This window comes from Micromonospora globbae (assembly GCF_003610785.1).
Lineage (GTDB): Bacteria > Actinomycetota > Actinomycetes > Mycobacteriales > Micromonosporaceae > Micromonospora > Micromonospora globbae.
This window is the reverse complement of sequence record NZ_RAQQ01000004.1, coordinates 54,059-66,701: the sequence shown is the minus strand read 5'-3', so window position 1 is coordinate 66,701 and position 12,643 is coordinate 54,059. Positions and strand designations below refer to the sequence as shown.

Sequence of the window (12,643 nt, the reverse complement as noted above, 5' to 3'; positions counted from 1 at the left end):
AGGCGAGCGGCGTTCGTCTCGATCGTCCCACTTCGCCGGGTGGTCGTCCAGCCCCCGTCCGGTCGCCGTCCGGTGGCCGTCGGGGGCCATCGACTCGCTCACACCGGCCCCCGCTGACGCGGTCGCGGATCGCCTCCGACGTAGCATTGCGGGCATGTCAGCACCCGCCAGCACCGTCGAGGACGCGATCCAGGCCGCCCTGGCCACGGTCAACGACCCGGAGATCCGCCGGCCCATCACCGAGCTGGACATGGTCCGCTCCGCCGTGATCGGCCCGGACGGCGTGGTACGGGTCGAACTGCTGCTCACCGTCGCCGGCTGTCCCCTGCGCGACAAGCTGCGGGCGGACATCACCGCCGCGGTGGGTGCCGTCCCCGGCGTGACCGGCGTGGAGATCGAGTTCGGGGTGATGAGCCCCGAGCAGCGCCAGTCGCTGCAGGCGAAGCTGCGCGGCGGCACGGCGGCCGCCGAGCCTGTGATCCCGTTCGCCCAGCCGGGCTCGCGCACCCGCGTCTACGCGGTGGCCAGCGGCAAGGGTGGCGTCGGCAAGTCCAGCGTGACCGTGAACCTGGCCGCGGCGCTCGCCGCGCGGGGGCTCAGCGTCGGCGTGGTCGACGCGGACATCTACGGCCACTCGGTGCCGCGGATGCTCGGCGCGGACGGCCGCCCGACCCGGGTCGAAGACATGATCATGCCGCCGCAGGCGCACGGCGTGAAGGTCATCTCGATCGGCATGTTCACCGCCGGCAACGCCGCCGTGGTGTGGCGCGGCCCGATGCTGCACCGCGCGCTCCAGCAGTTCCTCGCGGACGTCTACTGGGGCGAGCTGGACGTGCTCCTGCTCGACCTGCCGCCGGGCACCGGCGACGTGGCCATCTCGCTGTCCCAGCTGCTGCCCAACTCGGAGATCCTCGTGGTGACCACCCCGCAGGCGGCCGCCGCCGAGGTGGCCGAGCGGGCCGGCGCCATCGCGCTCCAGACCCACCAGCGCGTGGTCGGTGTGATCGAGAACATGTCCTGGCTGGAGCTGCCGGACGGCTCCCGGATGGAGATCTTCGGTTCCGGCGGTGGCCAGTCGGTGGCCGAGTCGCTGACCCGGACCATCGGCGCCCAGGTGCCCCTGCTCGGTCAGATCCCGCTGGACACCCGCGTACGCGAGGCCGGCGACGCCGGCAACCCCATCGTGCTGGCCGACCCGGAGTCGCCCGCCGCGGCGGCGCTGCGCACGGTCGCCGACCGGCTGGCCATCCGGCGGGAGTCCCTGCTGGGCAAGCCGCTCGGCCTCAAGCCCGCCGGCCGCTGACGCGCCGCCCGGCCGCTGACGCACCGCTCGGTCCTCACGGCCGCCGGCCGCTGACGCACGCCCGGGCGGGGGTCGCCCCGCCCGGCAGGCGGGCCGGAGATCAGGTGGCGTCGTCGTAGCTGACCCGCGGCGAGGGGGCGGGCGCGCTGCTCGTGGCGGTGGACGAGCGCCCGTTCGACCGCAGGTCGGCCGCGTCGGCGACGTCCTTCAGCTCGTTGTGCACGCCGGTCACGTCGGCGCGCAGGTTGTCGTAGACGCCCTGCAGCGGCTTGCGGATCGCCTGCTCGTCCTCCTCGCTGAGGAGGTGCTTGCGGATGAACGCCTTCGGGTGGAGATCCTCGAGCTGGATGTCGGTGCCCAGTTCCCGGCTCAGGTCGCTGGTGGCGTTGCGGGCCATGTTCCGCAGGTTGCGCACCATCCGCAGAGCGTCGTTGATGACGTTCGGCAGCCGGTCACCGAAGATCAGCAGCGCCAGGAGAAGCAGCGCACCGATCTCCCACCAGTTCAGGTTGTCGAGCATCCCGCGGGCCCCCTCTCGGCGTCAGCAGCAAGACTACGCACGTCGGCCGCGTACCGGGGAGGGGGTGACCGCGCTGTTCACTTGGCGTCCGCCGCGAGCGTCACCGACGCGTTCTGTCTCGCCGAGCCCCGGCGGTACTCCACGGTGACGACCGACCCGGGCGCGAACTTGCGGACGAGGGCGATCAGGTCGCTCGGCTCGGTCATCGGCCGGCCGTTGAGCCGGAGGATCACGTCGCCGGCCCGCAGCCCCGCCTCGGCGGCCGGACCGGAGGGCTCGACGGACGCGAGCCGTACGCCGCCACCGGGGACGGCCGCGTTGGGCCCGCCGACCTGGGCGCCGATCACCGTACGCCGCGCCTTGCCGGTGCCGATGATGTCCTGGGTCACCCGCTTCGCCTGGTTGATCGGGATGGCGAACGCGAGGCCGATGTTGCCGGCCTCCTGGCCGTCGGAGACGAGCGACTTGATGGTGGAGTTCACCCCGACCACCCGGCCCGCCGCGTCGACGAGCGGACCGCCCGAGTTGCCGTGGTTGACCGCTGCGTCGGTCTGGATCGCCGCGTAGTAGCGGACCGGCCCGCCGGGCTCGCCCGCCTGCATCGTGCGGTCCAGCGCGCTCACGATGCCGGCCGTGACCGTGTTCGCCAGGGAGAGCGGGGAGCCGATCGCCAGCACCGGGTCGCCGACGGCCAGCGCGTCGGAGTCGCCGAACTCGACCGGCCGCAGACCGCTGCGCTCCACCTTGATGACCGCGATGTCGGACTCCGGGTCCTGGCCCACCAGCTTCGCGGGCGCCGACGTGCCGTCGTTGAAGATCACCGAGGCCCGCCCGGTCCCGCCGGCCACCACGTGGTCGTTGGTGATCACGTGCCCGTCCGCGCTCGCGATGAAGCCGGAGCCCTCGCTCGTGCCGCCGAGACTGCTCACCCGGACCGTGACCACGCTGGGCAGCACCCGCTCGGCCACCCCGGCGAACGACTCCGGCCGGCGCTGGGCGAGCGCCGGGGCCTCGCCCGGATCGGCGCCGAGCACGGTGCCGGCGCCGGCGCCCCCGCGGACCGCCAGGCCGTAGCCGAGCGCGCCACCGAGGGCGCCCGCGAGCAGCGCGGTGATCAGTGGGACGAGCAGCAGCTGGCGCAGCCGCGGACGGCCGGGGGCGTCCGGGTCGCTGACCGGCTCGGGGTCCGTGCCGCCGCTGGCCGGCGCGGGGACGACCACCGCGGCCGGCGCGGCCGGGTCGCGCCACGGGTCGGCCAGCGCGTCCGACCACCAGGGTGAGGGGCCGCGGTTTCCCGGGTCGCCGGTCGCCGGCGGTGCCGCCGGGGCATCACCGGGCCGGCGCCAGTCCCAGCCGTCGGTCACGTCGGTGCCTCCCAGTCCGTCCCCCGGGCCCCGCCTTCCGCGACCGCGACAAGCACGCCCAGGTCGCTACCGACGGGACACCGCTTCCAGGATTGCACGGATGTCCGGCACGGGGTCAGCCGTTGCCCTCGTGATCGCGGGAGCGGGACGCGCGGCTGCACGTGCGGACGGCCCGCTCTAGGCTCATAGCCGCCAACCCGCCCCCTGCACCGCGTGCGGCCCGTCGGACGACGGCCCGCGCACTCGCCGCCCGGAGGTGCGCCATCGCCATGCTCGCCGGTTCCGGCAGTTCGACGAGCCCGGCCGTGCAGTTCGCCGAGTCGTACGTCACCGAGGATCTCGTGCTGCGCACCGCCCGCAGTCTCGCCCGCGAGGTGGGCCTCGACGCGGTCACCCCCGGTGCGGGCGCCGCGCTGCGGCTGCTCGCCGCCGCCGGCAACGCCCGCGCCGTCGTGGAGATCGGCACCGGCACCGGGGTCAGCGGCGTGTGGCTGCTGCGCGGGATGCGGGCCGACGGGGTGCTCACCACGATCGACGTGGAGGTGGAGCACCAGCGCATCGCCCGCCGCATCTTCGCCGAGGCGGGTTTCGCCGCCGGCCGTACCCGGATCATCACCGGCCGGGCGCTGGACGTGCTGCCCCGGCTCGCGGACGGCGCCTACGACCTGGTCTTCGTCGACGCCGAGGCCACCGGCTTCCACGCCTGCGTCGACGCGGCGCTGCGGCTGCTGCGGCCCGGCGGCGTGCTGGTGCTCAACGGCGCCCTGGCCGGCGGCCGGATCGGCGACCCGGCGGCCCGGGACGCGGAGACCGTGACCGTCCGGGAGACGATCAAGGCGATCCGGGAGTCGGAGCACTGGATCCCCGCCCTGCTGCCGGTCGGTCACGGGTTGCTGGCCGCCGTCAAGTGCTGACGCTCCCGGGGAGCCGCCGGTCCGCCGGGCGCGGGCGCCGCCGGCCGGTCACGCGAGCGTGGCCAGCCAGCGCAGCAGCGAGCGTACGCCCCAGCCGGTGGCGCCCCTGGTCAGCTCGGCGTCGTCGGAGTCGGCCCACGACGGCGCCGACATGTCGACGTGCACCCAGCGGTCGCGCAGCTCGCCGGTGAACTCGCGCAGGTAGAGGGCGGCGACCACCGACCCGGCGCCCTGCGTCGGCGCGCTGTAGAGGTCGGCGATCTCGCTGCCGAGGTACTCGACGTAGTCGGCGGGCAGCGGCATCCGCCAGGCCGACTCGCCGGCCGCCTCGACGGCCGCGAGCAGGTCCGCGGCGAGCTGGTCGCTCTCGGTGTAGAGGGCGGCGGTGCGCTTGCCGAGCGCCACGGCGTTCGCACCGGTCAGCGTGGCCAGGTCGACCAACAGGTCCGGCTTCAGCTCCTGGACGGCGTAGCTGATCGCGTCGGCGAGCACCAGCCGGCCCTCGGCGTCGGAGTTGGTCGTCTCGCTGGTCGTCCCGCCGTAGTGCCGCACGACGTCGCCTGGTCGGAACGCCGAGCCGCTGGGCATGTTCTCGGCCAGCGGCGCCAGCGTGGTGACGCGTACGGGCAGCCGCAGCGCGGCCGCGCCGACGGTGGCGGCCACCACGGCCGCCGCCCCGCCCATGTCCTTGCGCATCAGCTTCATCGACGCGACCGGCTTGATCGAGATGCCGCCGGTGTCGAACGTGATGCCCTTGCCGACCAGCACCACGTGGGTACGCGCGCCGGCCGGGTGCCAGTCCAGTTCCACGAGGCGCGGGCCGCTGGCCGATCCGCCGCCGACGGCGAGGATGCCGCCGAAGCCCTCGGCCGCCAGTTCGGCCGGCCCGCGTACGCGCAGGCTCAGGTCCGCCAGGCCGTCGCTGACCTCGGCCACCTGCCCGGCGAACCACTCCGGGTTCTTCACCGACGAGGGCGTGTTGGTGAGGTCGCGGGCCAGCCGGGTCATCCGCGCCGTGGTGCGCGCCGTCTCGACCGCGGCGGCGTGGTCGTCCGGGTCGGCGACCACGAGGTCGGCGGCGGCCAGGGCGGGCGTCTCACCGGCGTCGGTGAGCCGGTACCGGTACGAGGCGAGCAGCAGCCCCTCGCAGAGACCGCGGACGGCCTCCGGGGACGCGTCGGCCGGCAACGCGACCGTCACGTGCTCCTCGTCCGCCGCGGCCCGTGCGATCGCCGCGCCGGCCCGTCGCCAGCCCGCCTCGTCGCCGTCCCCGATCCCGACGAGGATCAGCCCGGCCGGGGTGCGCCCCGGGCGCAGGTGGGACCGGATCTCGCCGGCCCGGCCGGTGAGCCGGGCTGCGGGAGCGAGCGCGGCCGCCTCCGCGTCGACGCCGTCGGGAGGCGTCGCGGCGGTCGGGACGGGCTCGGCGGCGGGGGCGTCGCCGCCCACCGGCCGGACGGGCAGGACGAGTGTGTCGAGCCGGTCGGGCTCGGCGAGCAGACGGATGGCGAGCACGCGGGACCGTACCTCCAGAGGAAGATCGCGGCGCGAGGACCGCGCCGGTGAAGCCCTGAGCCACCGGCCGGGGCCGGTGGCTCAGGGTATGACGAGCCGCCCGGACGGCGGACGCCGCCCGGACCACTCCGTCCGATCAGCCGGCGGCCGCCTTCAGCGCGTCACCGAGCGCGTTGGCCTCGTCGGGAGTCATCTCGACGACGAGCCGGCCACCGCCCTCCAGCGGGACCCGCATGACGATGCCCCGGCCCTCCTTGGTGACTTCCAGCGGACCGTCGCCCGTCCGCGGCTTCATCGCCGCCATGTTGTCTCCCCTCAGACCTACACCAGGGTCGGTGGGTTGCCCCACAGCCACTTCGTCACGACCACCCGCAACCGTCGCGGGGGCGTCGACCAACGATTTTCCCTGATGAACACCGCCGGACCCAAACCGAAGCACCATTGATGTAACAGCATCTAGCTTATCTTGAGAAGGCCTGTCACAATGTGCGGTCATGCAGGCACGGTCGGCGCTCTTCGACCTGTACGGCGACTACCTCCGTGCGAGGGGTGGCCGGGCACCCGTGGCGGCCCTGGTCAAGCTACTGGCGCCACTCGGCATCGCGCCACCGGCCGTGCGTACGGCGGTCTCCCGGATGGTGCGGCAGGGGTGGCTCGACCCCCTCAAACTGGCGTCCGGGCCGGGCTACGCGATCACGCCGAAAGCCGCCCGGCGACTCGACGAGGCGGCCGCCCGGATCTACCGGACCGGCCGGGTCGGCTGGGACGGCCGGTTCGACCTCCTGATCCTGGAGGCGCCGGCCTCGCGGCGGGAACGCCAGCGGCTCGCCGCCAACCTGACCTTCCTCGGCTACGGCACGCTCGACGAGTGCACCTGGGTGGCGACCCGACCCGGTGAGGACGTGGACGTGCTGCTCAACGAGGCGGGCGTGCGGTACGAGCGGTTCACCGCGGCACACGCGGCCGGCACCCCGGGCGCCATGGCCGTGGTACGCCGCGCCTGGGACCTGGGCGAGATCGGGCGGGCGTACGAGCGCTTCGTCGCCGAGCAGCGGCCGCTGCTGAGCAGGGTGACCGTCCGCAGCGGGGACGAGGAGGCGTACGCCGCCCGGTTCCGGCTGGTGCACGCGTGGCGTACCTTCCTGTTCCGGGATCCGCAGCTGCCCCCCGCGCTGCTCCCCGAGCGCTGGCCCGGCACCGCCGCGGCCAGTTTCTTCGACCGGCACGCGGCACGGCTGCGGCCGGCCGCCGACCGGTACGTCGAGCAGTGCCTCGACGCCGGCAACCGCATCGCCCGACAGAAGGGTCGTTAGACACGTGACCGAGCCGCTGCTCGTCGACCGGACCGACGCCGTCGTGACGCTCACCCTGAACCGGCCGAAGGCCATGAACGCCCTCGACCTCGCGCTGAAGGAGGCGCTGCGCGACGTCCTGGCCGAGCTGGAGACCGACAAGAGCTGCCGGGCCGTGGTGCTCGCCGGCGCGGGCGGGTCGTTCAGCGCCGGGCAGGACCTGCGCGAACACGTGGCGACGCTCGACTCACCCGACAGCGGCGACCGGCTCTCCACCGTCCGGGCCCACTACAACCCGATCGCGGCCCGGCTCGCCAACCTGCCGAAGCCGGTGGTGGCGGCGGTGCGCGGGATGGCCGCCGGGGCCGGCGCGTCGCTGGCCTTCCTGGCCGACTTCCGCATCGGCGGCCCGAGCACCAGCTTCCTCATGGCCTTCGCGAAGGTCGGGCTCGCCGCCGACACCGGCGCCTCGTGGACGCTGCCCCGCCTCGTCGGCCACGCCAAGGCGGTCGAGCTGCTGATGCTCGCCGAGCCGGTCCGGGCCGAGGAGGCGCACCGGCTGGGGCTGCTGACCCGGCTCCTGGACGACGACGAGCAGGTGCTGCCTGCCGCGCAGGAACTCGCCACGCGGCTCGCCGCCGGGCCCACCGTCGCGTACGGGGCGATCAAGCGGCAGCTCTCCATCGCCGACGCGGGCACCCTCGCCGACGCGCTGGCGGCCGAGGCCCAGGCGCAGACGATCTGCGGCGCCACCGCCGATCACCAGGCGGCCACCCGGGCCTTCGTCGCCAAGCAGCGGCCGGTCTTCGAGGGACGCTGAGCACGACGGCCCGCCCCGGAGGGCGGCTCCGGCGTCAGTCGTCCTCCTCCGGATCCTGGTTGGCCTCGGCGCCGAGCACGAACGCCTGCATGGCCAGCTCGTCACCCGAGGGCGAGACGAAGGCGGGCAGCTCCCGCGGGCCCAGCTCCTGCACGTACGCCCAGAAGAGCCGCACCGCCTCGGCCGGCGAGTCGGCCTCGATCGGCAGGTCGAGACTGACCAGCCAGGTGCGCCGCGGCGGCGGCGGGCCGAGGCGGTCGGCCAGCGCCCGGTGGACGGCCGGGTCCAGCGCGGTGACCGGCCCGTCCACGGTGAGCGGGCCCACCGGCAGCGGCTCGTCGAAGACCCGCCGGGTGTACCTCACCACGAGCGCCGACTCGCGGTCGCTCTGGGGGTCGTCCGGGTCCTCGGGACGGGAGCCGGTGGGTGCGGCCACACGGCCGAGCGCCACGAGCCGCAGGGGGTCGTCGATCAGCACCGCCACGTCGTCGCCGGGGCGTGGGCGCACGGTCTCGTCCAGGCCGGTCAGCTCGAGCGTGTCGTGGTGCACCAGCCGTTCGGCGTCGTAGCGGCCGGCGGGCAGCAGCACGGCCCAGGCGCCGGCGCCCGCCGCGCGGCTCGTCCCGTCCGCCCGGTGCGCGGTGTCGGTCGTCATGCCTCCCATCCCATCACGCCGTCCCGGTCGGCTCCACGTGGCAGCCGGCAAGGTGATCGTCGACCATCCCGGTGGCCTGCATGAGCGCGTACGCCGTGGTCGGCCCCACGAACCGGAAGCCGCGCTTCTTGAGCGCCTTGGCCATCGCTGTCGACTCGGGGGTGATCGCCGGTACCTCGGCGAACGAGGCCGGGCGGGCCGGCCGCCGTGCCGGGGCGAACGACCAGAGCAGCGCGGAGAGCCCCTCGGGCAGCTCGGCGGCGGCCCGGGCGTTGGCGATCGCGGCCTCGATCTTGGCGCGGTTGCGCACGATGCCGGCGTCGGCCAGCAGCCGGGTCACGTCCGCCTCGCCGTAGGCGGCCACCGTCGGAATCCGGAAGTCGTCGAAGGCGAGCCGGAAGGCCGGGCGCTTGCGCAGGATGGTCAGCCAGGACAGCCCCGACTGGAACGCCTCCAGCGTCATCCGTTCGTAGAGCGCGTCGTCGCCGTGCAGCGGCTGGCCCCACTCGGTGTCGTGGTAGACGGCGTAGTCGGGGGTGCTCGCCCCCCAGGCGCAGCGCGGCAGCCCGTCGGCGCCGATCACCAGGTCACTCACGACCCACACGCTAGGCCAGGCGTCCGACACCCCATTGCCTCCCCCGCGAAGGCTGCCTATCGTGCTTGGTTACCGACCGGTAGGGCTCGGCGACCGCCGGTACGAGGCACGCGGGAGGCGGCCATGAAGGAGTTCCCCGACGTCATCGCCTGGTCGATCCCGGCCTTCCTGCTGCTGATCGTGCTGGAACGCGTCTCCTACCTGCTGCACCGCGACGACGACGAGGTCGGCTACGGCGGGGCCGACACGGCCACCAGCCTCGCCATGGGGCTGGGCAGCGTCTTCACCGACCTGCTGTGGAAGGTGCCGATCGCGGCCGCGTACGCGCTGCTCTACGCGCTCACCCCGCTCCGGCTCGCCGAGCTGTGGTGGACCTGGCCGCTGATCGTGCTCGCCCAGGACTTCTGCTACTACTGGTCGCACCGGGGCCACCACATGATCCGCATCCTCTGGGCCGCCCACGTGGTGCACCACTCGTCGCAGCGGTTCAACCTCTCCACCGCGCTGCGCCAGCCGTGGACCAGCGTGACCGGTTGGGTCTTCTACGTCCCGCTGGTCCTGGTCGGGGTGCACCCCGCCGTGGTGGCGTTCGCCGGCTCGGTCAACCTGCTCTACCAGTTCTGGATCCACACCGAGCGCATCGACAAGCTGCCGCGCTGGTACGAGGCCGTGTTCAACACCCCGTCGCACCACCGCGTCCACCACGCCTCCCAGGGCAGCTACCTGGACCGCAACTTCGGCGGCATCCTGATCGTCTGGGACCGCCTCTTCGGCACGTTCGCCCCCGAGCGGGAGCGCTGCGTCTACGGCCTCACCAAGAACATCGAGACGTACAACCCGCTGCGGGTGGCCTTCCACGAGTACGTCTCGATCGCCCGCGACCTGCGGGCCGCGGCGGGTTGGCGGCAGCGGGCCGGCCACCTGTTCCGCTCGCCCGGGTGGCGACCGGCGGCACCCGACGGGCCGCTCGCCGCCGCTCCCGGCGAGCCTCTGCCGGCCGCGCCGGGCGCCGGCGCCACCCCGGCCTGACCGGGCGCGAGTCGCGCCGCCGAGCGGGACCGGCCGGCCGGCCGCGCCTCGCCCGGGGACCGCCCGGTCAGGGAAGGCGCCCCTGCTCGACCAGGCGGCCGAACCGTCGCAGCGCCTGGGTCAGCCCCACCTTCGAGCCGGGCCAGATCAGCGGCCAGGCGACCCGGCCGGCCACACCCCCGGGCACGTGGAACCACTCGTGCCACACGACCTGGGTGCGGTCGCGCGCCAGCGGCGTGCAGCGCAGCACGCCGGGGCCGCGCAGCAGCCGCCCGCAGTGCACCACCCTGATCTCGTAGGGCTCGTCGACCCGGACCACGCGCATCTCGTCGCGCAACTCGGCGGGGCCGAGCACGGTCACCGCCTCGACGAGGCTGCCCTCCCGGCCGTCACCCTCGACCACCCGCACCCGCGTGAACGGGATCCAGTCGGACTGCCGTTCCCAGGCGAGCAGCGCCGCGAAGACCCGCTCGGCCGGGGCGTCCACGATGACGGTGGCCGTCACCTCGCCGGCACCCGGCTGGGCCGCCTCGGGCAGGTCGCCCTCGCCGTCCGCTGCGGTCACACCGACTCCGAGCGGACCACCGTGCCGGGCCCGACCGGTCCGTCGCCGCGGTCCGCCGCCTCGTCCGGGTCGCGCACCGTGCCGCCGTCGCGGCCCACCGCCGTACCGTCGGCCCTCGGGTCGGCGCCGGCGGGAGATTCGCCCCCGGCCGCCGTGCCGGCCGTGACGGCGTCGGTCGCGGCCGCCGCGCCGACGGCCACGGTGCCGGTCGCCGCCGTGCCGGCCGCCTGCTCGCGGGCCCGCCGCAGGGCGTCCGCGTCCGCCGTCCGTCCCTCCCGCAAGGCGGCGACCTCCGCTTCCAGCACACCGATCAGCTCGGACTTGTAGCCGATGTCGTAGGCGGCGCGACGCAACGCCTGATCGACCTGCGCCATCCGGTACCCGCGCAGGGCGGTGTCGAACCGCACCGCCTCCAGGTCCGACTCCTGGAGCGGGCGGTTGCCCGGTAGCGGCACGGCGCGCCCGTCCGGCTCGGCCGGCACGAGGCCCGGATCCCGGCCGGTGACCAGCACCGCCACCCCGAACACCACCGCCGCCACGGTCAACGCCACGACCAGCACGAGCAGAACCTGACCCATGCAACAGATCGTGGCATGCCGGCCGGGCGCGAGCGACCCCGCCACGATGCCCGGCGGAGCGGACCGGGCGGATGCCGTCGCGGCCGACGGGCTAGCGTCGGGACCGTCCGGCGGCGGACACGGGTGAGGGAGGCGGCAATGGCCGGGGAGCTTCGGCTCGGTGGGCGCACGTTCGCGCCCGGTGAGCTGGTGGTGATGGCGATCGTGAACCGCACGCCGGACTCGTTCTTCGACCGGGGTGCCACGTTCGCGGCGGACAGCGCGCTGCGGGCGGTGGAGCGGGCGGTGGACGAGGGCGCCGAGATCATCGACATCGGCGGGGTGAAGGCCGGCCCGGGCGCCGAGGTGGACGTGGCCGAGGAGATCCGGCGGACGGTCGGCACGATCGCCGCCGTCCGGGCCGCCTTCCCCGAGGTGGTGATCTCCATCGACACCTGGCGGGCGGAGGTCGCCGTGGAGGCCGTCGCTGCCGGCGCCGACCTGCTCAACGACACCTGGTCCGGCGCCGATCCGGCGCTGGCCCGGGTCGCCGCCGAGACGGGCGCCGGGCTGGTCTGCTCGCACGCCGGCGGTCTGGCGCCGCGTACCCGGCCGCACCGGGCCGCCTTCGACGACGTGGTGGCCGACGTGGTCGCCACGGTGACCGGGCTCGCCGAGCGCGCGGTGGGGCTGGGCGTACGGCCCGACGGGATCCTGATCGACCCGGCGCACGACTTCGGCAAGAACACCCGCCACTCCCTGGAGATCACGCGGCGGCTGGACGAGCTGACCGCCACCGGCTGGCCGTTGCTGGTGGCGCTCTCCAACAAGGACTTCGTCGGCGAGACGCTGGACCTGCCGGTGACCGAGCGGTTGGAGGGCACGCTCGCGGCGACGGCGGTCTCCGCCTGGCTGGGCGCCCGGGTGTTCCGGGCCCACCAGGTGCGCCCGACCCGGCGGGTGCTCGACATGGTCGCGTCGATCCGCGGCGACCGCCCGCCGGCGGCGACCCGTCGCGGTCTGGCCTGAGCCGCCCGCGTCAGGTCCAGCGGAGGATGTTGCGCCGCCAGGCGTAGAGGATGCCGAGCGCGAGCACGGCCACGAAGATCGCCATCTCGACGACCGTCACGAGGCCGAACCCGGGCCGGTCGAAGACCACCGCCCAGGGGAAGAGGAACACCGCCTCGACGGCGAAGAGCACGTAGAGGTAGGCGTAGACGTAGTAGCGGATCTGCATCTGCGCCCAGTCGGCGCCGACCGGGTCGAGACCGCACTCGTAGCTCGTCCGCTTGCCGGGCGGGTCGGCGGGCCGGGCGGGGCGCAGCACCCGGTTGGCCGAGAACGCCACCACGAAGAAGAGCACGCTGACGAGCAGCAGGAGCCCGAGCGTCGCGTACGAGCCCAGGTAACCGGTCACGCCGGCAGCCTACCGTTCCGCCCGCCGCCCGGCTTCGCACACGTTACGAATTTGTTTCCCATCGGGACTAGTTCCGTACGGCAACAGTATCGACGAT

General features: G+C 74.5%; 15 protein-coding genes. 6 read left to right on the top strand and 9 right to left on the bottom strand.

Translation table 11 applies throughout. The features are described from left to right. The first annotated feature begins 154 nt into the window (after positions 1 to 154). Positions 155 to 1,303, top strand: coding sequence for an Mrp/NBP35 family ATP-binding protein (locus D7I43_RS06500; protein ID WP_120327485.1), 1,149 nt, complete (start codon positions 155 to 157; stop codon positions 1,301 to 1,303). A gap of 100 nt (positions 1,304 to 1,403) precedes the next feature. Here the strand turns inward: D7I43_RS06500 and D7I43_RS06495 are convergent, their stop codons facing one another. Then, positions 1,404 to 1,823 (bottom strand): twin-arginine translocase TatA/TatE family subunit, encoded by a 420-nt coding sequence (locus tag D7I43_RS06495; protein WP_120327484.1) that lies wholly within the window; start codon positions 1,821 to 1,823, stop codon positions 1,404 to 1,406. 77 nt (positions 1,824 to 1,900) lie between these two features. Continuing rightward, positions 1,901 to 3,202 carry a S1C family serine protease gene (locus D7I43_RS06490; protein ID WP_192902097.1) on the bottom strand — a complete coding sequence of 434 codons (1,302 nt, stop codon included), beginning with the start codon at positions 3,200 to 3,202 and terminating at the stop codon, positions 1,901 to 1,903. A gap of 254 nt (positions 3,203 to 3,456) precedes the next feature. Here D7I43_RS06490 and D7I43_RS06485 point away from each other — a divergent pair, with 254 nt between their 5' ends. Next, positions 3,457 to 4,101 carry an O-methyltransferase gene (locus D7I43_RS06485; RefSeq protein ID WP_192902085.1) on the top strand — a complete coding sequence of 215 codons (645 nt, stop codon included), beginning with the start codon at positions 3,457 to 3,459 and terminating at the stop codon, positions 4,099 to 4,101. 48 nt (positions 4,102 to 4,149) lie between these two features. Here D7I43_RS06485 and D7I43_RS06480 read toward each other — a convergent pair whose 3' ends face one another. Together D7I43_RS06480 and D7I43_RS06475 are read right to left on the bottom strand one after the other, a co-directional pair. Continuing rightward, positions 4,150 to 5,616 (bottom strand): leucyl aminopeptidase family protein, encoded by a 1,467-nt coding sequence (locus D7I43_RS06480; protein ID WP_120327482.1) that lies wholly within the window; start codon positions 5,614 to 5,616, stop codon positions 4,150 to 4,152. 136 nt (positions 5,617 to 5,752) lie between these two features. Next, positions 5,753 to 5,920 carry a DUF3117 domain-containing protein gene (locus D7I43_RS06475; protein ID WP_007455245.1) on the bottom strand — a complete coding sequence of 56 codons (168 nt, stop codon included), beginning with the start codon at positions 5,918 to 5,920 and terminating at the stop codon, positions 5,753 to 5,755. A gap of 190 nt (positions 5,921 to 6,110) precedes the next feature. Here D7I43_RS06475 and D7I43_RS06470 point away from each other — a divergent pair, with 190 nt between their 5' ends. Both D7I43_RS06470 and D7I43_RS06465 read left to right on the top strand, forming a co-directional pair. Next, positions 6,111 to 6,929, top strand: coding sequence for a PaaX family transcriptional regulator (locus D7I43_RS06470; RefSeq protein ID WP_120327481.1), 819 nt, complete (start codon positions 6,111 to 6,113; stop codon positions 6,927 to 6,929). A gap of 4 nt (positions 6,930 to 6,933) precedes the next feature. Further along, a complete protein-coding gene (locus D7I43_RS06465; RefSeq protein WP_120327480.1) occupies positions 6,934 to 7,728 on the top strand; it encodes an enoyl-CoA hydratase/isomerase family protein in 795 nt (264 codons plus the stop codon). Positions 7,729 to 7,762: 34 nt separating this feature from the next. On the opposite strand, the gene D7I43_RS06460 is transcribed toward D7I43_RS06465, so the two are convergent. Continuing rightward, positions 7,763 to 8,383, bottom strand: a complete 621-nt coding sequence (locus tag D7I43_RS06460; RefSeq protein ID WP_120327479.1) for a hypothetical protein — start codon at positions 8,381 to 8,383, stop codon at positions 7,763 to 7,765. Between the two features lie 13 nt (positions 8,384 to 8,396). Beyond that, positions 8,397 to 8,978 carry a DNA-3-methyladenine glycosylase I gene (locus D7I43_RS06455; protein WP_120327750.1) on the bottom strand — a complete coding sequence of 194 codons (582 nt, stop codon included), beginning with the start codon at positions 8,976 to 8,978 and terminating at the stop codon, positions 8,397 to 8,399. A gap of 123 nt (positions 8,979 to 9,101) precedes the next feature. Here D7I43_RS06455 and D7I43_RS06450 point away from each other — a divergent pair, with 123 nt between their 5' ends. Next, positions 9,102 to 10,007 (top strand): sterol desaturase family protein, encoded by a 906-nt coding sequence (locus tag D7I43_RS06450; RefSeq protein ID WP_120327478.1) that lies wholly within the window; start codon positions 9,102 to 9,104, stop codon positions 10,005 to 10,007. A 67-nt stretch (positions 10,008 to 10,074) separates the two neighbouring features. Here D7I43_RS06450 and D7I43_RS06445 read toward each other — a convergent pair whose 3' ends face one another. Together D7I43_RS06445 and D7I43_RS06440 are read right to left on the bottom strand one after the other, a co-directional pair. Next, the gene (locus tag D7I43_RS06445) at positions 10,075 to 10,572 is read right to left on the bottom strand and encodes an SRPBCC family protein (protein ID WP_120327477.1); all 498 of its coding nucleotides are present in this window, start codon (positions 10,570 to 10,572) and stop codon (positions 10,075 to 10,077) included. Continuing rightward, entirely contained in the window at positions 10,569 to 11,150 is a 582-nt protein-coding gene (locus D7I43_RS06440; protein ID WP_120327476.1) for a DivIVA domain-containing protein, read from the bottom strand. Before D7I43_RS06440 ends, D7I43_RS06445 begins: the two co-directional genes overlap by 4 nt. Positions 11,151 to 11,288: 138 nt before the next feature. Between D7I43_RS06440 and folP the strand changes: the two genes are divergently transcribed. After that, positions 11,289 to 12,158, top strand: coding sequence for a dihydropteroate synthase (gene folP, locus D7I43_RS06435; RefSeq protein WP_120327475.1), 870 nt, complete (start codon positions 11,289 to 11,291; stop codon positions 12,156 to 12,158). A 10-nt stretch (positions 12,159 to 12,168) separates the two neighbouring features. Here the strand turns inward: folP and ndhC are convergent, their stop codons facing one another. Continuing rightward, positions 12,169 to 12,546 (bottom strand): NADH-quinone oxidoreductase subunit A, encoded by a 378-nt coding sequence (gene ndhC / locus D7I43_RS06430; RefSeq protein WP_120327474.1) that lies wholly within the window; start codon positions 12,544 to 12,546, stop codon positions 12,169 to 12,171. Positions 12,547 to 12,643: the final 97 nt, after the last annotated feature.

Coding starts and splice junctions, on each gene's coding strand:
- D7I43_RS06440 (WP_120327476.1), bottom strand. CDS start 11,150: ATGGGTCAGGTTCTGCTCGTGCTGGTCGTGGCGTTGACCGTGGCGGCG.
- D7I43_RS06450 (WP_120327478.1), top strand. CDS start 9,102: ATGAAGGAGTTCCCCGACGTCATCGCCTGGTCGATCCCGGCCTTCCTG.
- D7I43_RS06485 (WP_192902085.1), top strand. CDS start 3,457: ATGCTCGCCGGTTCCGGCAGTTCGACGAGCCCGGCCGTGCAGTTCGCC.
- folP (WP_120327475.1), top strand. CDS start 11,289: ATGGCCGGGGAGCTTCGGCTCGGTGGGCGCACGTTCGCGCCCGGTGAG.
- D7I43_RS06475 (WP_007455245.1), bottom strand. CDS start 5,920: ATGGCGGCGATGAAGCCGCGGACGGGCGACGGTCCGCTGGAAGTCACC.
- D7I43_RS06470 (WP_120327481.1), top strand. CDS start 6,111: ATGCAGGCACGGTCGGCGCTCTTCGACCTGTACGGCGACTACCTCCGT.
- D7I43_RS06460 (WP_120327479.1), bottom strand. CDS start 8,383: ATGACGACCGACACCGCGCACCGGGCGGACGGGACGAGCCGCGCGGCG.
- D7I43_RS06500 (WP_120327485.1), top strand. CDS start 155: ATGTCAGCACCCGCCAGCACCGTCGAGGACGCGATCCAGGCCGCCCTG.
- D7I43_RS06495 (WP_120327484.1), bottom strand. CDS start 1,823: ATGCTCGACAACCTGAACTGGTGGGAGATCGGTGCGCTGCTTCTCCTG.